Origin of the sequence: Thiofilum sp., assembly GCF_016711335.1 — a bacterium.
In the GTDB taxonomy this organism is placed as follows: domain Bacteria; phylum Pseudomonadota; class Gammaproteobacteria; order Thiotrichales; family Thiotrichaceae; genus Thiofilum.
Genome location: NZ_JADJTF010000001.1, coordinates 2,623,251 through 2,643,560 on the forward strand (window position 1 = coordinate 2,623,251; position 20,310 = coordinate 2,643,560).

Sequence of the window (20,310 nt, forward strand, 5' to 3'; positions counted from 1 at the left end):
GTATTCCAATCGTTAATTAAGTCGTTGTGCTTCAGCACTATTAGGGAAACGTGCTAATAGTGTTTGAGTGCATTGCTCCACCTGAGCCGCATCATTTAACGCACTGCTAATCTGCACACACAACAGCAATGATTCCGGTGTGAGCGGGCTAGTATCCCGATGCCTAAACCAAAAAGCTTGTGCTTTGGCATACTGTTGATTCTGATAATTTAACTCAGCTAATTGATATAAAGCCAAACCAAAATTCTCATTAGCATTTAAAGCCTGTTGAAAATAATGCTCTGCTTCTGCTGCGCGTCCTTGTTTGTTTAAACATACTCCAATATTGGCATAAGCGTATTCAGGGGTGCGGTATAACGGATCGCGTAAAGCCAGTTTAAAGGCACTAATAGCCTTGTCATATTTTCCGATACGACAGAGGTGCGAGCCGTAGTTATTCATTAATTCTGGATTAGTCGTCTTACTCAGACGCACTGCTTTAATGAAATAACGACTGGCACTAGCATCATCATTCAGACGCTCTTGTAAGAGTGCGTAATAGTGATTAGCTTCAACGGAGCGCGGGTTGTATTTTAGCGCTTTATCTAAATACTCTTTGGCTAAATCCAAGCGTCCGTTTTGTAAATAACCTACCCCTAGTTGCGCATTGTAGGAGGCTGCTTTAACCACATCGCCGCTACTAGCTGTTGCTATATCAGTCGAGGGGTTAGTACTGCTACAAGCACTTAATACCCCAGCTAATATGCTATTAATGACCACCCATTTAAGACTTGTTTTCATTGTTGTTGCCCTGTTCAATGCGGGCAAAATGTATCTCACGTCTGCTGCGGTCATTGACTTGTCCCGCCAATTGCCCACAAGCAGCATCAATATCATCGCCCCGTGTTCTTCTTGTTATCGCAGTATATCCGGCTTGCGCCAAAATGTCGCCAAATCGATGGATACGATTATTACTAGAACGTTTATAGCGTGTCTCTGGAAACGGATTAAAGGGTATGAGATTAATTTTTGAGGGAATTCCTGTAAGAATTTTGGCTAATTGATGCGCATGTTCATCGCTATCATTCACCCCCTCTAGCATCACATATTCCCAAGTGATTTTCTCACGATTGGAGCCTTTTTTATCCAAAAAGCGCTCACAAGCGGCTAGTAGTTCTTTAATAGGATATTTTTTATTTAAGGGGACTAATTGATTGCGTAATTCATCATTAGGGGCATGTAAAGACACCGCTAAGGTGACATCAATCACATCACCTAAACGATCTAAAGCAGGTACTACCCCAGAAGTACTCACCGTCACACGCCGCTTGCTTAAACCATAGGCATTATCATCGAGCATCAGCTCTAGTGCTTGCACCACCGCATCAAAATTGAGTAAGGGTTCGCCCATACCCATCATTACGACATTAGTAATGATACGTGCACCCTTGGGTTCTTCTTGTAGTAGCTTCTTAGCTAGCCACAATTGACCAATAATCTCGGAAACTTTGAGGTTGCGATTAAAGCCTTGGCGTGCGGTAGAGCAGAAGGTGCAATCGAGTGCACAACCCACTTGAGAGGAAATACATAATGTGCCGCGCTCTTCTTCAGGGATATACACCATTTCAATGGCATTACCTTCGGGTAATTTTAGCAACCATTTGCGTGTACCATCGGAGGCGTTTTGATCGAGCACCACTTCAGGCGCACGAATTTCAGTGTGTTCTTGTAAATAAGCTCGCAACGACTTACTAAGATTGGTCATCGCATCAAGATTATCCGCCCCCATTTGATGTAGCCACTTGATCACTTGGGTGGCACGAAAGGGTTTTTCACCCATAGAAACAAAATAAGCCTTTAAGGCCTCATGGCTAAAGTCCAGTAGATTGACTTTAGCGTCGGTGGAGGCAGGGGCCATATTGAGGAGGGGGGCGGAGGTAGTCACAGTAGTCTCTCAGATTAGCGAGTGCGTGGGCACAATTTATCGCCAAAGAAGTAAGCAATTTCAATCGCAGCATTCTCAAGGCTATCAGAACCGTGTACTGCGTTTTCATCAATACTTTCAGCGAAATCAGCGCGGATTGTACCAGCTTCTGCGTTTTTAGGATTAGTAGCACCCATTAATTCACGGTTTTTAGCGACTGCATTTTCGCCTTCTAACACTTGAATCATCACAGGACCTGAAGTCATAAAGCTTACTAGATCTTTAAAGAAAGGACGTTCTTTGTGCACCGCGTAAAAGCCTTCTGCTTCTGCTTGAGAGAGGTGTTGCATACGTGCCGCGATGATTTGTAAGCCAGCATCTTCAAAGCGAGTGTAGATTTTGCCAATAACGTTTTTAGCAACAGCATCGGGTTTAATAATAGAAATAGTACGTTCGATAGCCACAGTGATACTCCAAAAGCTAATTAATCAAGGTTTTTCAATAAGGGCGCAATTGTAATGACACTAGGGCGCAGTGGCAAACATATTCCTATTCCTTTAGGTGCGTGTTTTAACTCAATGGGGTTATTGGTTCGTGGGTTAGGTGCTTTTAGAGTGTGTTCTTTGTCTTGGTAGCTGAGGTGGCGGAGTCTTGGGGTATGTATTCACAGCGCCTCTGGAAAATAGATACCCCAAGACTTCGCCTAATCTGCCTAATGTTCTAGGAGAAAAATCAATGCTCACAACACTCATTTGGGATGTAGACGGTACTTTAGCTGATACCGAGCGCGATGGTCATCGGGTGGCATTTAATCAAGCGTTTACGGAAGCGGGATTAAACTGGCATTGGTCGGTGGAGCTGTATGGTGAACTATTACAAGTGACTGGAGGCAAAGAGCGTATTTTATTTTATGTACAACATTATCAGCCGGATTTTACACAAGCTGATCTAAAAGGCTTTATTGCTCATCTGCATCAACGTAAAACCTATTTCTATACGCAACTCCTTAATACCGGTGTTATTCCGCTACGTGTTGGGGTAGAGCGTTTATTAAGGGAAGCCAAAGCAGCGGGCATACGTCTAGCGATTGCCACTACTACCACACCGGAAAATGTAACCGAATTACTCAAGGCGACTTTAGGGGCGGAGTCTCTTACTTGGTTTGAATGTATTGCCGCAGGCGATATAGTGCCTGCTAAAAAGCCCGCGCCTGATATTTATCAGTATGTAGTAGAGCAGATGCAAGTCCGTCCTGAGCAATGTCTCGCACTAGAGGATTCTGCCAATGGTTTAAAGGCTGCTTTAGGCGCAGGGATCAAGACAGTGATCACACGGAACGACTATACGCGAGCCGATGATTTTACTGGGGCGAGTTTAGTGTTGGAGAGTTTAGGGGAGGGTAATAAGAGCTTAACTGAGCCAAGTGACTATATTGATTTGGCTAGTTTGCAACAACTGATGCAAGGGTTTCAGGAGCAGGTCGGTGCTTAAGATTGGGTAGTAGTAACGCTGTGTGCAACTTTATAGAGTAGTGATGAGAGAGTTAACAACTATGCCAGAACATGAAGGATGAACGCCCCCCAAACAAGTAGCCGCTTTGATGAAAGATCGACGCTTAGTGGAAACGGTGATCGGGCAATTGACCGAGCAGTTTGCCATTCAAACGCTCCAAGCTAGAGATTGTTGGCATCTGACGGTCAGAATCACCCGCAAAATTTTGAGTCACACGATGGTCGTGTTTCTAAACCAAGCCTTGGGCAGACCGCCCTTGCAGCTTGCTGGCTTAGTCTGCTGAAAGTTGCACACGGCTTAAGCTATTATTTTTATACGTTTTCATTGCTTCGTCTCTGAGTGAGTGCTAAAAGCAATGGATAACACAATGTTTTCAGTGAGACAGTCTGACACCATGTGACACAACCTGAGACACAAAAGCCCCTACAGATTGCAGCCTGTAGGGGCTTTTGGAACAGTCTGACACAGTGTAAGACAAGGTATTGGTGGAGGCGGCGGGAATTGAACCCGCGTCCGTAAATCCTCTGCCTGAAGGCACTACATGCTTAGTCTATATTTTATTTAACCCGCATCCCGCCAATAGACAGGCTGGCATGTTGGGCGGTCTCAGTAGTTTTTTAGTATCGCAGCCCTGAGCAAGCCTTGATACGATCTTGTGAGAGATTATGCCTGAGTTGAACGCACAAGCACGGCTTCTATCAGACAGCACTCAACCGGTTATTAAGCGGCGAGAGCGTAAGAGTCGTCGTTTGCGACTATAAATTGTGCCTAGTGTTATAGTGGTCAACACACCCACTGCATGCTCCCCAGGTTTTGTAATCCACGTCGAAGCCGGATCGCCCCCGTGGTCGCTTGACCTAAGAGGCGCGTATTATAGGGGCTTTTAACAGTCTTGTCATGTAAAACCGAAAAATGACCTGACACCGCTATATATATCCGTTAAAATCAACACGTTCATCCCAAGGCCTCATAGTTAAATGGATATAACGGCCCCCTCCTAAGGGGCAATTGCAGGTTCGATTCCTGCTGGGGCTATTTAGTTATAGTCCAACATCCTCCAAAGTCGCTCAAAATCCTCTTCAAAACAACGCTTTAGAGCCTTTCTACTGTCCAGTATTGTCCAGTTTAGGCTTGTGAAGGCTTGCTGTTTTGTGTGTATAGGTGTGTGTAAGATGGAATAAATCGATTAGACCGGAGCGCCCCTGTGTGTAAAAGTGTGTATAAGAGCGGTCTAAGCCCTTGATGTAAGCAGCATTAGGATTCCTTTATATGGCACTGACGAATACACAAGTAGAACACGCTAAGCCACAAGCTAAACCGTATCGCCTCAATGATGGTGAGGGATTGCAATTAGAGGTGAGGGTAACAGGCACTAAGGTCTGGATTCACCGTTATAGAAACCCGTCTACCAAGAAGCAAACTATTCTGACTGTGGGTGATTATCCCCGCATTACCCTAAGGCAAGCGCGAATGCTGGTAGAGGACGCTAAGGCACTCATCAAGGAAGGCATAGACCCCAACAACCATAAGCAGCAACAGCGCACCATGGGCAAGGGTGAACGCTTCAAAGACGTTGCCTTGGAATGGCATGACAACCGCAAGGGGGTTTGGTCAACGGCGAATGCTGAACAGGTGATGGAGTGCCTAGTCAAGGACATACTCCCTTATTTAGGTGAGATACCGATGGAAGCCCTCAGCGCCCCCGATATTTTGCAAGTGGTGCGACGGGTGGAGGCAAGGGGTGCATTAGATAAGGCGGCAAAAGTAAAACAGCGCATTGGGGCGGTGTTTCGGTATGCGGTCGCAACGGGGCGGGTGAAATATAATCCAGTACCGGATTTAGCGGGGGCGCTCAAGCCTAAACCCGTGAAGCACGTTAACGCTCTACTGTCGGCTCAGTTGCCCGACTTCCTCAAAGACCTAGCGGCGCATCCCTCCGAGATCATGCGTAAGGCAATACAATTCACCTTATTAACCTTAGCCCGGACCGGTTCTATACGTTTAGCGCAATGGTCTGAGATTAATTGGGAGGCTAAAGAGTGGCGTATTCCGGCTGAGCATATGAAAATGGGCATAGCTCATGTGATCCCACTGTCGACGCAAGCTTTGACCTTGTTAGAGCAGTTGCACCTGATTACAGGCAAGGGGGCGTTGCTCTTTTACACCGCTAAGCGCTCCCAGCCTATGAGTAATAACGCGATGCTCAGTGCCTTAAAGCGCATGAAGTGGAATGACAAGACAACCATACACGGCTTTCGTGCCTTAGGTTCTAGTATCTTTCATGATGCAGGCTTTAGTCATCATGTGATAGAAAAGCACCTAGCCCATGCAGAACGTAACGAGGTAGCAGGGGCTTATAATTACATGGCAACCTACCTACCAGAACGTAGAGCCTTGATGCAGTGGTGGGCGGACTACCTAGACGCACAGCTTAATAGTGGTGCTAAGGTTGTGCCTCTCTTTAGTGCCAAAGCCCAGCAAGGGTAGGGCACGTGATGTTACCTTCATTAGTGAGGGTAACATCCTACTGAAAACACCTTGACCTTGGTTAAGGAAAATCTTGCAACCTGTGCGAGTACACATATGACAGACCAACCTAAGAAAACTCTGAAGATCATTCGTAAAGTTGCACCCGCAACCGTAACCCCAACAGAACCCACTAAGCCTATAGAGCTAAGCCCTAAACCTATGGAGGTGCAGGCTAAACCTATGGAGGCTAAAGCCCTGCCACGTACAGGTAAGCGCGTACTGACTAAGGACACCCTGCAAGCCGTCAAGCCAGAAAAGGGCACAGACTTCTATCGGGCTAAGAAGCTACCCAAACCTAAACCCACTCCCACCACGGAAAAGGCTACACCTACAGGCGCTAAGCCCACGAATCAAAACGCGCTCAAGAAACCCGCCAAGCTCAAGCCTAAACCGCCTAAGAAAAAACACATTAAGCCACCTAGTGACATACGCGCCAAAGAGCTAGACGCTAGTCTTAATGCCTTCTCTATGTGGCGTGAACGTAAACCCTTAGCCCTGAACTTTGAGCGGCAAGTGTTTCAGCATGTCGGCAAGCATCATTTGAGCGCATCAAAACGGGTGGTGATGAAGTTACTAGAATGGCATACCGCTAACCGTTTCTACCTGCAAGCGGTCACTGAAGGCGGTAAACGTTTCAATCTGGATGGAACTGAAGCCGACACCATCCAAGACCATGAGATAGCCCACGCGCTGAATAAGCTGGCTAAGCGTAAGAAGTGAGCATATATGACTCAAAATAAGGTTGATAAAAGCATATGCCCTGAATATTTGCCGCTGACTATTTGGGACTTATATCAAGAGCATAAGGGTAATGCTGAATTAGTGTGTGCTTATGAGAAGTTGATTTGGGGATATGCCTTTAGTTCTCAGAAAGATATAAAGCGAATGTGGTTAGTGCTTGAATCAGCGAGAAAGAAAAAATGGTCTGAGATGTGTCGTAGTAAAGTCTTTTATGGAGGTGATTCCTTTGATGAAGTAACCACATATGAGATGTTTGATATTCATATTAGAACTTTAATACGGGTAAGCAAAGAAAATACCCATGAATGGCTCACTCCTAAACAAAAAGCAGATCAAGTGAGAGCACTAATAAAATCAGGTTTGGAGTTTGCAGACTTATTACGAGACACTTCATATGACGACTATTTTGGGGCTGGATTGAAAAGGGAAGAGTATTGCCAACTAAGTGAGCAAGTATTATCAAATGGTAAAATAGTTGAGGTCTTACAAGATCTTGTATTTGATGTGCGTATGAATGCTATAGATCGTTATTTATCCAAACAAAGCGAGGTTAAAGATTTTCTATATCATCCTGATTTTACGCAATTATGTGATGAGTTAAGTTCGATAGTGGCACAGTATACGCAGGCAATAAAGGAAATTATTATTCCTTTGGTAATTGAATATGCTTTGGCTCTTCACCCTGTGCCTCTTTCTGAAAGACTAAGGCGAGATTTGAGTGATTTAGAAGATAAACCAGAAAGGATAGAAGAGGATAGTTGTATTTTACCTAGAGTAAACATTAAGAATGCTAAGCAGACTTATATGATTAGGTATTTAACTGATTGCTTTTATACTTTGTTTAGAACTAGAAGCCTTGTGATGCCTGTTGCTCGTTTTGTGGGGGCGATTCTTGAAACTAATATTACTAGAGATGAAGTTCGAGATGCTTTAAGAGGCTACCCGCTCTATGGTATACGCCAAAATAAAAATGAAAGGGGTGAATAAGAATTATAAAAATAAAGTTCACTTCACTGGTGAACTAGACTCATAAAATACTTTTTTTATTCATCTCTTTATGTCTTTGTAAATCCGTTTAAATGTCCATGTTAAGTCACTAAAGCGCAAAGAGGCGCATTAATATGGACAGAAACGCACCCGCGAATCAACGCTATATCGATCAAGACGAACTACTCCCCATGCTAAGCGTGTCACCCAATACCCTGAGAAAGTGGGAAAAGGAAGGACGTTTTCCTAAACGGACGGTCATGTCAACGCGCATGGTGCGGTGGTGGTTGCCGGATGTGGTGGACTGGCTCAAAGACCCTAACGGCTGGAAACCTAAACAGGAGGCGGCGTAATGATTCAGGTACTCAAAGAAAAAAGCCACTCACGGGCAATAAGTGGCTTGCTTAGAGACTTACAGAAGAGAACGGAATCATAACGTATTAAACCGCTTCCTGAAACACCATACCCCTAGTCTAACCATGTCTAGGGGTGTGTATGTGTGGGGTAATCATTACCATGACAATATGTTCTCAGTCTCACGACCTACCGCAAAATCTACCTAAGCGAGTCTTAGAATTAGCTGACCTAATTGGAATGGATAACACCTTAGCCCTCATGAGGCGCTGGGGTGGTATTGTTTTTGATATTCCTCGTAATGCAGAAAAAGCCAGTCGGCTAAAACAAGTCATGGATGGTAAGGCGGTGCAAGCCTTGTGCGCTATGTGGGGCGGTGATCGCTTTTATGTTCCCACCTTATATTCAATTGAACGTTACCAGCGGGATAAGGCTATTTGTGACCTACGCCATAGCCACAGCGTGTCACAGTTAGCTAGGCAATTTCATCTCAGCAATCGCGCCATAGAGAAAATTATTAAGCGGCATTCAATCTCCGTGGAGGCTGAGTGTTAGGGGGGCGCTAATTCCTGTCTCTCCCAACCCTGCCTAATCCCTTCATACGTCTAGCGTTTTGCCGTTTATCAGGCACTTAAAGTCTTTTGTTATAGTGCCTAAAACTTGCTAATCAGGGCTAAAAACCTATCCGGCTTGCATCGAAAACTAACCCAAAAGCGTTATTTTTTCCGGTTAATAACGATTAATTCCGAATAATAACGGTTTTAAGTACCGAGTTAGCGCCCCCTAACCACAACTCAAAGCCTGTTCAAAGTGCGTTTAAACCCTGTTTGAACTGCCTTAGAGCGGCGTTTTAAAAGGTGATCATATGAGCGATATAGCAAGCCGGCTCTTTGAGGCAGAACACGGACAGTTTAGAGGGAGTGCACCCTGTCAGGCAGTTGATGCCCTGAATTGGGCACAGTGGGAGGTTGAGAAGGTGGCTAAGACCATGAGCGTGATTAGTACTTCATTGGGTAGTGTGCGGCGTGGAGTGGGCGCTAATGTGCGTGATATTGATTTAGAGGGGTGTTTGGTGCTGTTAGAAGGGCGCTTAAGGGCGGCAAGTAAGGCTATAGAGCTAGTGATTAACGTGGATTGCCTCAACGATTCATTGGGACAAGACGGGACAGAACGGGATAAGGCGGGATAAAGGGCTAGGGCTGCCCCTGTAGTTTTAGCAGGGGTGGTCTAAACCTAAGGCTAAAATCCTCTAGCAGCGCTCATAGTTCAGTTTTATTGAGTTGACAAGATAACGCTGTGCATTTTTTGAGTGCATAGAAATGCAAGGTGGCTCAAGGTTGTGCAATAGAAAAAAAGCACTTTAGAGAGGCTTATCAAGAATAATCGACTTTTGTTCGGAATAGGTTCGCTTTTATCATGATGTATGACATTAGAGCAGGGCAAATAAGATGCAAACTGAAACCGACACCATCACACTCTCAGGCGACCTAGCCCACTGGATTAGCACACGGGCGCAACGCAATACCCGTACACCGCTACAAGAACTTACCCACATGCTTACCCCGCATATGAAGCGTGAACGGGATTCAGTAGAGCGCAAAGCTAAACGGGCTGAGTATGAACGCACGGAACGCCTACGACTGCACTAAGCCACGCCCCCTAAATGACAAAGCCTTGAGCGCGTTAACACTCAAGGCTTAGCTAAACCCCATTATTCAAAGAGATCAAAGCATGTGCACGACTACACGCTTAGAGCGCCTTTGTGCCTCACAATCTAAAAAACAATTCGATACTTGTCAAACGATTCAAAGAGTAGGGCATAAGCACCGGATGCGTGCCTTGACCGTTTATTCATCGGGTGGGTATGATGCACCCATGCCTATTGAGTTAGGCATAAACGCAGAATTTGCAGACTTGTGTTATATCTGTGGCGACCATTACCGCCAACATGCAGGCGGTGGTCATAAGCCTGTAAGCTACCCACACGGCGGAATGTCGGGTGTGCGTAGACTACAACACGGCTTAGACCGAAATACACGCATCGTTTCCACAGAGACGACACAAGTACCTGACAACTTCTGGTCATTTGTGATATTCATCTGTGAGAAAACGATTATGGGCGCTCCTAGCTTATTGTCCTTACTGGCTTATCCCTTAGCGGTCAAGCCTCACTACACTGCACCTAAACCCCACTACCTACCCGTAGCGACACCTTTAGTCTTTACCGAATCCCCCACCGGAATCATTGCCCTATTAGACCGTGTACCCGTTGCATGGATTGTATGTGGCTATCACCACGGTGCTATCAATAAACAACCTCACACTTGCCACTTTGTCGATGTGGTGTATCACCGTCAAACCCAACGCGGCGTAAACCTAGAAACCCTTGAGGCTGACAGTATTGAGGATGCCAAAGCCCAGCTAAACCGTATCTTTGCCCCCACTCATTCCACTCAAGGGGGCGCACAATGAGCTTACTTCCTCCACGCAAAAAGCCAGCCGTACCGGAAACCCTCGCACCGGAAAGCACCGCACCCGCTCCCTTATTTGAAGATCGCCTCTTAAGACTGGCTGAGGTCTGCCACAAAGTCGGCTTAGGCAAAAGCACGATCTACACCATGATACGAGAAGGACGTTTTCCTAAACCCGTCAAATACAGCGCTAAGATCAACACATGGCGCTTGTCCGAGATTAACGCCTATATCAACGGTGAATTTGTCCCTACCCCTATAGCCCCTGTGATTCAATTGGTGCAAAGCAACAAAAGGGGGCGGGTATGAACTCACTGACTCCTACCCCACTACTACCCGTTGGCTTTGCCCAACGCTTGCCACACGTGAAAGCCGAAATTGAGCGGCGCATTGCCACACATAAGCCTGAAAATACCTATTTTCTACGCAGTCGCTTATGGAATGCGTGGCTAGAAAAAAACGTATGGAGTGGGGTGCGCCATGCTTAATTCATTACCCTTTCAGCATCATCATGAGGATGCAGTATGGATAGCCCAACGTCTAGCAGAACTGCCAGCCCTAGCCTATGACGTACTCACTCAACAGTATGAGCGCACCTATACCGACACCACACTCAAAGCCTCAGAAGCCCGACGGAATGCGAACCTTGCTCTACTAGAGGCAGTCGATACCGCCAAACGTGTCAAGCCTCAGAGTTGCCGGAATATCTCCCTCTCCGATGAAGCGATAAAACTGAAAGCGGAACGCCTAAGCCTGTTGGCTAGACGCTCCATTCGTGCCTTAGGCAAAGATGAAGCCAGCCAACCTAAAGCCTATCAAGTCGCTTGTGAGCTATTGGAGAGTCAAGGCTTAGCCGTCGGTGCTCAAGACCCAGCCGGATTAATTGCCAGAGTGCAAGATGAACAGTTTTGGCGTAGACGCTTGACCGTGACGCAAGATCGTGAGGAAGAGCACTTCATGATTGCCAGCGGTGCAGTCGGGCGCGGTGTCGGTGCTTACCTCTCTAATCCTTTGCATACCCGCATTACCAACCGCATTCGTAATGCCTATAAAGCCTTAGAGCACCTAGAGGCAGTATGTGAAGAAACAGGTGAGCGCCTCGCTATGAGTAAGGTCATAGAGGGTTCTATGGCGAATCCAGCGGTGCGACGCGCTGAACTCATGGTGAGAATGCGCGGGTTTGAGAATGCCGCGAAAGCATTAGGGCACGTCGGAATGTTCTACACTCTGACGTGTCCCTCCAAGTACCACGCCAAAACTATTAGCACCGGTGGCAAAGCGATTGCGAACCCCACCTATAACGGTACTAACCCACGACAAGCACAAGCCTACTTAAGCACCTTATGGAAGCGAATCCGTGCCAGCTTCAAATACTATGAGCTAAACGTGTACGGATTCCGTATTGCAGAACCGCACCACGACGGTACACCGCACTGGCATTTATTGCTCTTCATGGCAAAACAGGACCGCTATGAAGTCACCCGCTTAATGCGTGAATACGCGCTCTCTGAAGATGGAAACGAGAAAGGTGCATTTAAACACCGCTTCACGGTGGTCAAGATCGACACCACGAAAGGCAGTGCTACCGGATACATCGCCAAATATGTGAGCAAAAATATTGACGGTGTTGGCGTAGATGAGGATTTTGAGAGCGGTAAGTCGGCTAGTGATTCTGCTTCAAGGGTAAGAGCATGGGCTTCTCTTTGGGGTATTCGTCAGTTCCAACAAATAGGCGGTGCACCGGTGGGCGTGTGGCGCGAACTACGCAGAATCAAGGCTGAAAACGACCTTGAGCATGACCTACTCAAGCAAGCCTATCGTGCAGCCGATGGGGGCGATTGGGAACGCTACCTGATTGCACAAGGGGGCGTGTGTGTCCCTCGCAGCTTGCGCCCCCTTAAGCTCTATACTTTGGCGCGTATCGATTCCAGTACGGGTGAAGTACTCACTAATAAGTATGGTGAAGTGGTCGCTAAGGTAAAGGGTATTAGCTTATGGTCAAACCCCACCATTGAAACCCGTGTCCATACATGGCGCATCGAAACCAAAGCCGATGCAGTCAATACGTTTAATGACGTACTCAAGGGTGCTGAGATTACGTATAAGCCTGACTTTGACCTCATGGCGCAAGTGCAACAGACCTTTAGAGTATCCCCTGCTAGTGATCTTTCTTCATTGGTTAGCGCTATTTGCGCTAACCCTTGGAGTACTGGAAATAACTGTAGAGAGCCTGATTTAACCCCTGAAACAACCTATCGAGAGGCTGAAAAGTGGCGACGCGATGCCGTTGCTATGTGGCGAAAAATCCAGATAAAGCCCTATTTAGACTCATGGGCACACCAGCACTATGAGTCGGAGGCGGATTATGTAGAGGCTTGTATGCAGCTATTTGAACCCTCCACAGCTCAAGACTACGAAACCCGTAAAGAGCAAGCGGCTATCTGGCTTTATAACCTCGATTGTGAGGATGAAGTAAGCCCAATAGGTCAAGCAATCAGTCAAGGTAAGGGGGATTAATCATGAGCTTTACTTACGCAACCAACCACGCATTACCCTCTATCGTAGGTTATAGCGCTGTTGCTCTAGGGGTCTTAAGTGCAGGTAGCCTGTTATTTGGAGGTCTACCGATTATCAACGTATCCGGTGGAGAGGTGGCAGATTTTGCCATATCCGCACTAACCGCTATTGGTGGTAGTGCCATCTTAAAGAGCCGCGAACCCGTAGCCGCATGGATGGGTATAGGCGTAGTCGTCATGGCGTTTGCGTATGCGAATGTCAATGTGGACACAATGCAGGCTAGCCGCATGCTAGAAGCCGCTAAACAAGCCGCTGCTAAGGGGGCAAGCACTGCTAGTAACTCAGGATTACAAGTCTTAGAAGGCAATGCAGGCAACCAGAACGCTATCACGAAGCAAGGGGCTAGTGTGCAATGGCAAGCCGTGCGTCCTCTTAATCAAGCTGAGATAGCGGAATGTATCGAAGCCTCAAAGGATTGGACACGCACACCACAAGGTCGCCTCAATTGCAGCCTCGCTACCGACGGCAAGCGCTACGTGTGGAGGAAAGCCCCATGAATAAGCTCTTAAGCTATACCAGCCCCTTTTGGGTTTGGCTCATAGCGTGGGTGCTGATTATGAACGGCGCAGCGCATACGCTAGCCCAAGCGATTACAGGCGATTCCCTCAAGGGACTAGGTGCTCTCCTATGGGAGCACTTGGAACAGTGGAAGGGGCTAATACTATGAGCCTCGACACTCAAATCATGAGCCGCCTAGACCGGATTGAAGCACAGACTAGCGAACTATTAGCCCAAACCCTGCCACGGATGCCGCAACTCTATGCGTGCGTCCTTGGTTTGGTGGCGTTCTCCATAGCCGACTACACCTTAAAAACCCGTGATATTCCCTATTTGAGCGCCACTTATGAACAGATCACGGATTACATCGGCAATGGATCGGCAAGCCTAGGCGTGTGGATTAGTGACGCTTTGGGGCATGTAGACCGCTCTACCCCTAGCATAATCTCTGAAAATGCCATACGTGGGCTAGATCAACAGCAAACATGCCGCTTGATGGTGACATTAAGAGCACGCGAATCTAGCCATAACTACCAGATTGTAAACCCTTACGGTTATCTAGGCGGTTATCAGTTTGGAGCATCCGCACTGGCTACCGTCGGGCTAGTCAGTACGCAAGCCGTACAACAAGCGCCTAAGCGGGTACGGCAAGGGCTAAACCCTGAACATGGCGCATTTTTGCGTAATCGGGCGAACTGGCTAGGCAGCAATTACCAGCATTTTTTAAGCACTCCACGCTTACAAGATGCCGCGTTTATAAGTTTGGCTAATACCAACGTAGGCGCGGGTTTTGGCTCAAGAGCACTGATTAAAACCAACCCTAACCGGATAGCAGGCTACATTGCAGCCGCTCATTTAAAGGGTAGTGGGGCGGCTAATAGCTGGTACTTGCGAGGCAAAGACAGCAGGGACGGGAACGGAACTAGAACCAGTGACTATGCCAAGTTAGGAGAGCAAGCCATTAACCAGCGCACTGAATTATGCGGTGATAAATCACTCATTAGTGACCTAATTGACACCATCACCCGATGAACCCGTAAAACCCCAAAAGATAGCCCTAAGCCCTCTAAAATCCCGTGATTTTCAGATGGGGGAGTTTTGGGGGACTTTTGGGGGCGCAAAAATTAAGCAATTGAGGCTTAAAATCATGACACAGAACACCTTAAACGACAGCCAAACCGTACACGATAAATTATTAGCAGAACTCAAAAAGGCTGATTTACGTAATCAAAAAGGACGCGATGCTATCCACAGCCTGATTATTAAATCCCATGCGGTAACGCTCATTAGTGACCATGTAAAAGCGAATAATGGCAATCGTGAGCAGTACGTAAGCGGGTTGCTGGCACTGGTAAATCATTATGATTGTGGGGCTAGTGTGAGCACTCGCACCCTTGCAACACAGGCAGCGGGTGAAGGCTTAAGCGCTACGTTCCTAGAAACTAAACTTATACCCTTACTCTTAGAGCTAGGGGTGATTATCCGGTTAAGCGAGAAGTCGTATAAATGGCAGATAGCCGAAAAGATAGGGACTAAGCCCTCTTTCCTTGAATACTTTAAGCCTGTACTCGACATTGAAAGCACGCAAGCGCTACGCAAACAACAAGCCACGGCGGCGAATGAGGCTAGATTGTTAGAGTTGGCACGCAAGCAAGCCCTGATTGCCCAAAGCCGCAAGCAAGCCACGATGCAAGCGCTCAATGCTGCACAAGAAGCGGAACGTTTAGCCGCCTCACTGCCTGCCACTCCTAAAACGCCTTTCGATTGGGCAAAAGCTAACGCTATGCCCTTGGTGATTATGGTTTTACTAGGTGCGGTCGTCATAGGTGGAATCCTCCAACCCACAGGCACACCTGCCAACAGTCCCCAACTTGCACCCTTAGCACTGCAACCTAGTCCTACCCTATCCATTCAATCCGCTACGTTTGGGAGTGCTGAATAATGTTCATCGGTAAATTCAACCCACACTCCATAGTACCTAGCACCTATAAAGCAATGGCAGCGTGTACAGGTACGGTGCTTACTACGCTGGCACTCACTCACAGCGCACCTTTAGCCGTCGGTGCATTAGGTGCGCTTTACCTCGCTAACCAATACCGGACCAGGGACAGTCGAGACGGGTACTTATTCGATAGTCCTTTAGATGACTTGATTAATTCACCGGAATTAATCGCTAATGTGAACGACTTGGTAACGGAACGCCTACGCAAAGCCACAGGGAATAAGGATTTAACCGCCTTGGAATCCCGTAGCGCTCAATACCGTCTCTTTAAAATCTCCACGGATAACCCGCAAGAACTCGCTAAAGCCTTGCCTAGAGTGGCTAGTGTCTTAGGTATTGCACCGGATGAATTAGGGTTTATTCCCACAGCAGCGCGTGATTTAAGCATTATTTTAGCGCCCTTACCTCGCAGTGAATGGCAAGCCGTGCCTTTTGATGAAAGCCAGCTTAAGCCTAATGAGTTAATAGGTTATGTGGGCATAGACGTACAAGGGCAACCTGTGACCTATAACCGCCAACATTCACCTCATATGATGATTAGCGGAACAACCAACGCGGGTAAAACCGAAGCCATTAGAGCCGATATGCACGCCATGCGGTTAAGTGGCTTAAATCCAGAGATTTATATTATCGATGCAAAAGGCACTTTGAGGCGTGAACCTTGTAATCAATTCACCGCTGATATGAATGAGGGATTAGAAATACTCACTGAAATAAACCAGCGGGCTAGAGAACGGATGCAGGAAATAGTAAAGGCAGATTGTGATAATTGGTTTGAATATAAAAAGCGGTGTCCTGATATTTGCCCTAATCCTATTTTGGTTTATATCGATGAATACCCGCAACTTAGAGCCTTGAATAAGGAGGTTGTTGAATTAGCCCTAGGTGAGCTTTTGCGCGTGCATCGTAGTGCAGGCGTATTTATTACCCTAGGCATTCAAAAGCCTAAGGCTGATCAATTGCCTACCGAGATGCGCGACATGTTAGACGTGAGGCTAGCCCTACGTGTACCGGATAAAACCGCTTCAATGGTCGCTATTGATGACACGGGTGCAGAAGGTTTGGCGGGTGAAGGAGCGTTTTTATTCCGTGTGGGTGGGCATAAGTTGGTGCAAGGGCGTGGGGTTTTTATGGCTACTCTAGGCGTTACGAATTAAGAGCGCCACTATTTCGTAACACAGCAAAACAAGGCTAAACTTAGAAGCATGGTGATGCTATGATAACGTTATCATTCACTGGACAAGGTAAAGGTGCATTATGCGAACCATCATCGATTTACCCCCGCATCATGTGGCACAGCTTGATAGGTTTAGCCAGCATGAAAAGGTATCCCGTGCTGAATTGGTAAGAAGGGCTATTGCTGAATACTTGGCGCGTCACACTCCAGCGCATTCAGAAAGTGAAGCCTTTGGCTTATGGGCTAAGCGTCAAGAGGATGGGTTGGACTACCAAAACCGCTTACGTGAGGAGTGGGATTAATGAAAGCACTGCTTGATACCAATATTCTGATTGATTACTTAAACGGTATTCCACAGGCTAAGCATGAAATAGACAGCTACCCAAAGCCTCTTATTAGCATTATTACATGGGTAGAGGTGCTAGTAGGGGCAACTCCAGAAGATGAAGCCACCATTAGAGGTTTTCTCAGTCGCTTTCAGGTGATTGCTTTAACAGCGGTGATTGCTGAAAACGCGGTATTGATTAGGCGACAATCTAAAATTCGTTTACCTGATGCGATTATTCAAGCGACTGCACAGGTAGAAAAGGTGTTGTTAGTGTCTCGCAATACTAAAGACTTTCCAGAGAATGCACAGTGGGTACGTATTCCTTATAAACTTCACCCTGACAAGATACATTAGCAATATTGCCTTTTTTATTGCCTGCTTAGTTAAGCGTTGGGGGCGAATTACTATAGTCAAAACCTCAAAAGTACACCGTAAAGTACACCGTAAACCTACCTATACCGTGTTGGTAAATTCTAAAACCTTTATGTACCAAGGCTTATAGCCTCTATAATGGGCTTATGACCTATTGATAGTTAATCAATGGGTCACACTAAAACGCAGTTATAAAAGCCTAAGACATAGCAAAGTGTGTGTAAGACTGTGTATATAGATGTTTTTCAAAGTAACTATTTTTTATCTTTAACAAATAGTTAGCTTGTTACTTCAATTCCTGCTGGGGCCATATTAGTGGTATTAGTCCCACCCATAGGATGTACTACATATTGTGGGTAAGGAATAATAATATTGTTTTTCCTAAAAGCTTTCTCAATCGCTACTAACATGTGACTGGTGACTTGGTTCTTCTGCTCTACATTACGAATAAAAAAGCGTAACTCGAAATTTAAAGCACTCTCTCCAAAACTTCTAAATAACGCTTGCGGGCGCATATCAATTTGATTATTAATGATATCACTGTGGTCTTGGGTAAGACTCACTAATAAAGCCATGAGCTTTTCTATATCAGTGCCATAAGCCACTCTGAGCGGAATAATAACTCGTCCATAACTATCATTTAAAAATAAATTAGTGACACGTCCTGAAATCAATTCTGAGTTAGGGACAATAATATCAGCCCGATCAAAATCCTGAATCGTAGTAGATCGAATACTAATATCTTTTACATATCCCTCAGCAGTACCCACTCTAATCCAATCCCCTCGGCGAATAGGGCGTTCAAATAATAAAATAAGCCCAGAGACAAAATTATTGACCACATTTTGCAGACCAAAGCCAATTCCCACTGATAAAGCTCCAGCAATAATAGCAAGGTTTTGAAATTTCAAACCAGCAATAGACAAGCCTATAATTACGGCAAGAATAATACCTATATAGCCTGAAATAGTCGTCATAGCATCGCGGGCCCCATGACTTAGATTAGTACGTTTTAACCAGCTTTCGGATAAATATTTCTTGAAAAACTGACTAAAGCTAATCAATAGACCCGCAACTAAAACCCCACTGAGTAAGCGAATAGGTTCTAGGGTAATTTCACCAATCTGGATACCATTCAAGAGCTTATTTAATAATAAAATAATGTTTTGCTCTGAAACACCCCATATCCGTAATAATAAAAGCAAGGCTAAGCTATTAAGTGTAATAGCAATAGCTAAACGCACCCAAATCAATCCGGGAAACAATTGTCCAGTTTTAACATCTAGTTTGTTGCGTAAATCACGTTGCCAAGCCGTTTTGCCTGTATCGAGTCCATCACATAATTCATTCGGAATATGCTGCAATAACCATAGCAACATCAAAATGAATAAAGTACCTAACATGCCAGAAAATAAAAACTCGGCAAAATTGCGATAACCTAACCACAACGCACCTATACCTATTAATAAACTTATAATAGTGAGCCATTGCAAGCGCATACGTTGTACTAAGATAAAGTGCTTACTTAGTCGCCACATTAAAGCGATAACGGCTAAGCCTAGAATCGTACCTAGCGCAATGCGGGTTAAGTTAATTAGGTGACTATCCAATGAGTTAACTAATTTGGAGTTGATGATTAAGCCAATAAAGCCGGAAAAAGCGAGTAATTTGACATAAAAATGAGTATGAATACGCTCTGATTTACTAAGGGGTGTGAAGCCATCAATAGTAACGCCCGTGCTTAAAGGCGCACGCATAATAGCATAGCTGATTAAAGCTAATAAAAAATAAAGTGAGATATACTGAATTAGCTTGTGTCCTACCGAGTAGTAGCTGAGATACAAATAAATAAAAAGCGCAAATAAAATAAATGGCATGAAACGCATACTACTTGTCCAAACGGCTACAAAAGTAGGGCTACCAATTTCTAGTGTTTGAGCATTTTGTGCGAGGCGGCGACTTCTATAATAGAGCCAAAATCCTCCTAACATACCCCCTACTAAACCATAAGCTAAGGCATAACGTAAAGCACCCCATTCAATAGGCATATTATTAAATAGCACCACTAAATTCTTAACTTCGGTTTGAATTAAAGAGGGATTGAAAATGATATTTTGTAAGCTGCTAAATAATGAGGTTTGCTGAGCAAATAAGCGCTCTTTTAAGTCTTGTTGAATAATATCCCGTGCTGATTTTTGTAAAGTCCCTGCTCGCAAACTAATCAGTTTGCATTGAGAAATACGTTTAGTAGTGACCTGTAGTTGACGGCTTAATTCATTGCGTTTTTGTCTTAGCGCAACATCTTCAGCACTTTGTTGATCACCTAATGATTTTAACGATTCATCTAATTGGGTTTTTTGTTTTTCATTATCAGTAATACAGGTTTGAGCATTTTGTTCGTGTTGGGTACTTTGGAGAATAAGCTCCTCTAGTGCTTTAATATCACGATTTTTTTGCCAAGTGGTTAGGTTGCGCTCAGCAATAGTGAGTTTTGCATTAATCATCGCTAATGCTTCTGCACTATAAGGATCTTCCTTAGTCGTATCTTCGGCACTAAAAGCTAGTGTGTTAAATAATACTAGCCATAGCCCTATTATAATAGTCCAGCGCCCCATCATTAGCCTTATCATTAATTAAGTTAGGTGGTAAGTTTAAAGACACGCATGGAGTAATAATGCAGTTTATTGTAATCCCATGCCTGTGCTACGCCTATTAAAAGCACAAATACACACTATTGCAAGTAGCCCTATCTGTGTTCTAGATAAGGGTTGCTAGGACTTGAGTAGCTTGCTTAGTGGTTGATCTGGCTCTCATCCTAGCAGGCACTGGCGTCTCCGAGTTAAGTCTCTGTCTGCTGAA

At 45.5% G+C, this 20,310-nt stretch carries 23 protein-coding genes, 1 tRNA gene, 1 other RNA gene and 1 pseudogene; 21 read left to right on the forward strand and 5 right to left on the reverse strand.

What is annotated here, in order from left to right:
• Nucleotides 1-12 precede the first annotated feature (12 nt).
• From pilW to ndk, 3 genes are read right to left on the reverse strand one after another with little or no spacing between them, the layout of a single operon-like run.
• A complete protein-coding gene (gene pilW, locus IPL34_RS12535) occupies nucleotides 13-780 on the reverse strand; it encodes a type IV pilus biogenesis/stability protein PilW (RefSeq protein ID WP_296841788.1) in 768 nt (255 codons plus the stop codon).
• The gene (rlmN, locus tag IPL34_RS12540; protein ID WP_296843068.1) at nucleotides 764-1,897 is read right to left on the reverse strand and encodes a 23S rRNA (adenine(2503)-C(2))-methyltransferase RlmN; all 1,134 of its coding nucleotides are present in this window, start codon (nucleotides 1,895-1,897) and stop codon (nucleotides 764-766) included. Before rlmN ends, pilW begins: the two co-directional genes overlap by 17 nt.
• A 41-nt stretch (nucleotides 1,898-1,938) precedes the next feature.
• A complete protein-coding gene (gene ndk, locus IPL34_RS12545; RefSeq protein ID WP_296841789.1) occupies nucleotides 1,939-2,367 on the reverse strand; it encodes a nucleoside-diphosphate kinase in 429 nt (142 codons plus the stop codon).
• 271 nt (nucleotides 2,368-2,638) lie between these two features.
• Here ndk and IPL34_RS12550 point away from each other — a divergent pair, with 271 nt between their 5' ends.
• Both IPL34_RS12550 and IPL34_RS12555 read left to right on the forward strand, forming a co-directional pair.
• Entirely contained in the window at nucleotides 2,639-3,394 is a 756-nt protein-coding gene (locus IPL34_RS12550; protein WP_296841790.1) for an HAD family hydrolase, read from the forward strand.
• A 106-nt stretch (nucleotides 3,395-3,500) separates the two neighbouring features.
• Nucleotides 3,501-3,698 (forward strand): annotated as a pseudogene (locus IPL34_RS12555) (IS982 family transposase); the annotation flags it as partial.
• A gap of 200 nt (nucleotides 3,699-3,898) precedes the next feature.
• Here the strand turns inward: IPL34_RS12555 and ssrA are convergent.
• Nucleotides 3,899-4,259, reverse strand: a transfer-messenger RNA (tmRNA) gene (gene ssrA / locus IPL34_RS12560).
• 119 nt (nucleotides 4,260-4,378) lie between these two features.
• Between ssrA and IPL34_RS12565 the strand changes: the two genes are divergently transcribed.
• The 19 genes from IPL34_RS12565 to IPL34_RS12655 all read left to right on the forward strand — a co-directional run bounded on the left by IPL34_RS12565 (nucleotide 4,379) and on the right by IPL34_RS12655 (nucleotide 17,433).
• Nucleotides 4,379-4,450 (forward strand) — tRNA-Arg (locus IPL34_RS12565).
• 234 nt (nucleotides 4,451-4,684) lie between these two features.
• Nucleotides 4,685-5,902 (forward strand): integrase arm-type DNA-binding domain-containing protein, encoded by a 1,218-nt coding sequence (locus tag IPL34_RS12570; protein ID WP_296841791.1) that lies wholly within the window; start codon nucleotides 4,685-4,687, stop codon nucleotides 5,900-5,902.
• Nucleotides 5,903-5,998: 96 nt separating this feature from the next.
• On the forward strand, nucleotides 5,999-6,664 hold the full coding sequence (locus IPL34_RS12575; RefSeq protein ID WP_296841792.1) for a ProQ/FINO family protein: 666 nt from the start codon (nucleotides 5,999-6,001) through the stop codon (nucleotides 6,662-6,664).
• Nucleotides 6,665-6,670: 6 nt separating this feature from the next.
• Nucleotides 6,671-7,672 carry a hypothetical protein gene (locus IPL34_RS12580; RefSeq protein ID WP_296841793.1) on the forward strand — a complete coding sequence of 334 codons (1,002 nt, stop codon included), beginning with the start codon at nucleotides 6,671-6,673 and terminating at the stop codon, nucleotides 7,670-7,672.
• Nucleotides 7,673-7,806: 134 nt separating this feature from the next.
• On the forward strand, nucleotides 7,807-8,025 hold the full coding sequence (locus tag IPL34_RS12585) for an AlpA family transcriptional regulator (protein WP_296841794.1): 219 nt from the start codon (nucleotides 7,807-7,809) through the stop codon (nucleotides 8,023-8,025).
• 163 nt (nucleotides 8,026-8,188) lie between these two features.
• A complete protein-coding gene (locus IPL34_RS12590; protein WP_296841795.1) occupies nucleotides 8,189-8,581 on the forward strand; it encodes a Mor transcription activator family protein in 393 nt (130 codons plus the stop codon).
• Nucleotides 8,582-8,891: 310 nt separating this feature from the next.
• The gene (locus tag IPL34_RS12595; RefSeq protein WP_296841796.1) at nucleotides 8,892-9,215 is read left to right on the forward strand and encodes a hypothetical protein; all 324 of its coding nucleotides are present in this window, start codon (nucleotides 8,892-8,894) and stop codon (nucleotides 9,213-9,215) included.
• A gap of 259 nt (nucleotides 9,216-9,474) precedes the next feature.
• Nucleotides 9,475-9,675, forward strand: a complete 201-nt coding sequence (locus tag IPL34_RS12600) for a hypothetical protein (protein WP_296841797.1) — start codon at nucleotides 9,475-9,477, stop codon at nucleotides 9,673-9,675.
• 82 nt (nucleotides 9,676-9,757) lie between these two features.
• Nucleotides 9,758-10,498, forward strand: a complete 741-nt coding sequence (locus tag IPL34_RS12605; RefSeq protein WP_296841798.1) for a hypothetical protein — start codon at nucleotides 9,758-9,760, stop codon at nucleotides 10,496-10,498.
• Nucleotides 10,495-10,806 carry an AlpA family transcriptional regulator gene (locus IPL34_RS12610; RefSeq protein ID WP_296841799.1) on the forward strand — a complete coding sequence of 104 codons (312 nt, stop codon included), beginning with the start codon at nucleotides 10,495-10,497 and terminating at the stop codon, nucleotides 10,804-10,806. The genes IPL34_RS12605 and IPL34_RS12610 overlap by 4 nt, the downstream gene beginning before the upstream one ends.
• On the forward strand, nucleotides 10,803-10,985 hold the full coding sequence (locus tag IPL34_RS12615; RefSeq protein ID WP_296841800.1) for a hypothetical protein: 183 nt from the start codon (nucleotides 10,803-10,805) through the stop codon (nucleotides 10,983-10,985). The genes IPL34_RS12610 and IPL34_RS12615 overlap by 4 nt, the downstream gene beginning before the upstream one ends.
• A complete protein-coding gene (locus IPL34_RS12620) occupies nucleotides 10,978-13,014 on the forward strand; it encodes a replication endonuclease (protein ID WP_296841801.1) in 2,037 nt (678 codons plus the stop codon). Before IPL34_RS12615 ends, IPL34_RS12620 begins: the two co-directional genes overlap by 8 nt.
• A 2-nt stretch (nucleotides 13,015-13,016) precedes the next feature.
• Nucleotides 13,017-13,571, forward strand: a complete 555-nt coding sequence (locus tag IPL34_RS12625; protein WP_296841802.1) for a hypothetical protein — start codon at nucleotides 13,017-13,019, stop codon at nucleotides 13,569-13,571.
• On the forward strand, nucleotides 13,568-13,741 hold the full coding sequence (locus tag IPL34_RS12630; RefSeq protein ID WP_296841803.1) for a hypothetical protein: 174 nt from the start codon (nucleotides 13,568-13,570) through the stop codon (nucleotides 13,739-13,741). The genes IPL34_RS12625 and IPL34_RS12630 overlap by 4 nt, the downstream gene beginning before the upstream one ends.
• Nucleotides 13,738-14,604 (forward strand): hypothetical protein, encoded by an 867-nt coding sequence (locus IPL34_RS12635; protein ID WP_296841804.1) that lies wholly within the window; start codon nucleotides 13,738-13,740, stop codon nucleotides 14,602-14,604. Before IPL34_RS12630 ends, IPL34_RS12635 begins: the two co-directional genes overlap by 4 nt.
• A gap of 115 nt (nucleotides 14,605-14,719) precedes the next feature.
• Nucleotides 14,720-15,514 (forward strand): hypothetical protein, encoded by a 795-nt coding sequence (locus IPL34_RS12640; RefSeq protein ID WP_296841805.1) that lies wholly within the window; start codon nucleotides 14,720-14,722, stop codon nucleotides 15,512-15,514.
• Nucleotides 15,514-16,731 (forward strand): FtsK/SpoIIIE domain-containing protein, encoded by a 1,218-nt coding sequence (locus IPL34_RS12645; protein WP_296841806.1) that lies wholly within the window; start codon nucleotides 15,514-15,516, stop codon nucleotides 16,729-16,731. The genes IPL34_RS12640 and IPL34_RS12645 overlap by 1 nt, the downstream gene beginning before the upstream one ends.
• A 100-nt stretch (nucleotides 16,732-16,831) precedes the next feature.
• Nucleotides 16,832-17,053: a CopG family transcriptional regulator gene (locus IPL34_RS12650; protein ID WP_296841807.1), complete on the forward strand. Its 222-nt coding sequence runs from the start codon at nucleotides 16,832-16,834 to the stop codon at nucleotides 17,051-17,053.
• Nucleotides 17,053-17,433, forward strand: coding sequence for a type II toxin-antitoxin system VapC family toxin (locus IPL34_RS12655; protein ID WP_296841808.1), 381 nt, complete (start codon nucleotides 17,053-17,055; stop codon nucleotides 17,431-17,433). Before IPL34_RS12650 ends, IPL34_RS12655 begins: the two co-directional genes overlap by 1 nt.
• Before the next feature lie 296 nt (nucleotides 17,434-17,729).
• Here the strand turns inward: IPL34_RS12655 and IPL34_RS12660 are convergent, their stop codons facing one another.
• On the reverse strand, nucleotides 17,730-20,069 hold the full coding sequence (locus IPL34_RS12660; RefSeq protein WP_296841809.1) for a mechanosensitive ion channel domain-containing protein: 2,340 nt from the start codon (nucleotides 20,067-20,069) through the stop codon (nucleotides 17,730-17,732).
• Nucleotides 20,070-20,310 lie beyond the last annotated feature (241 nt).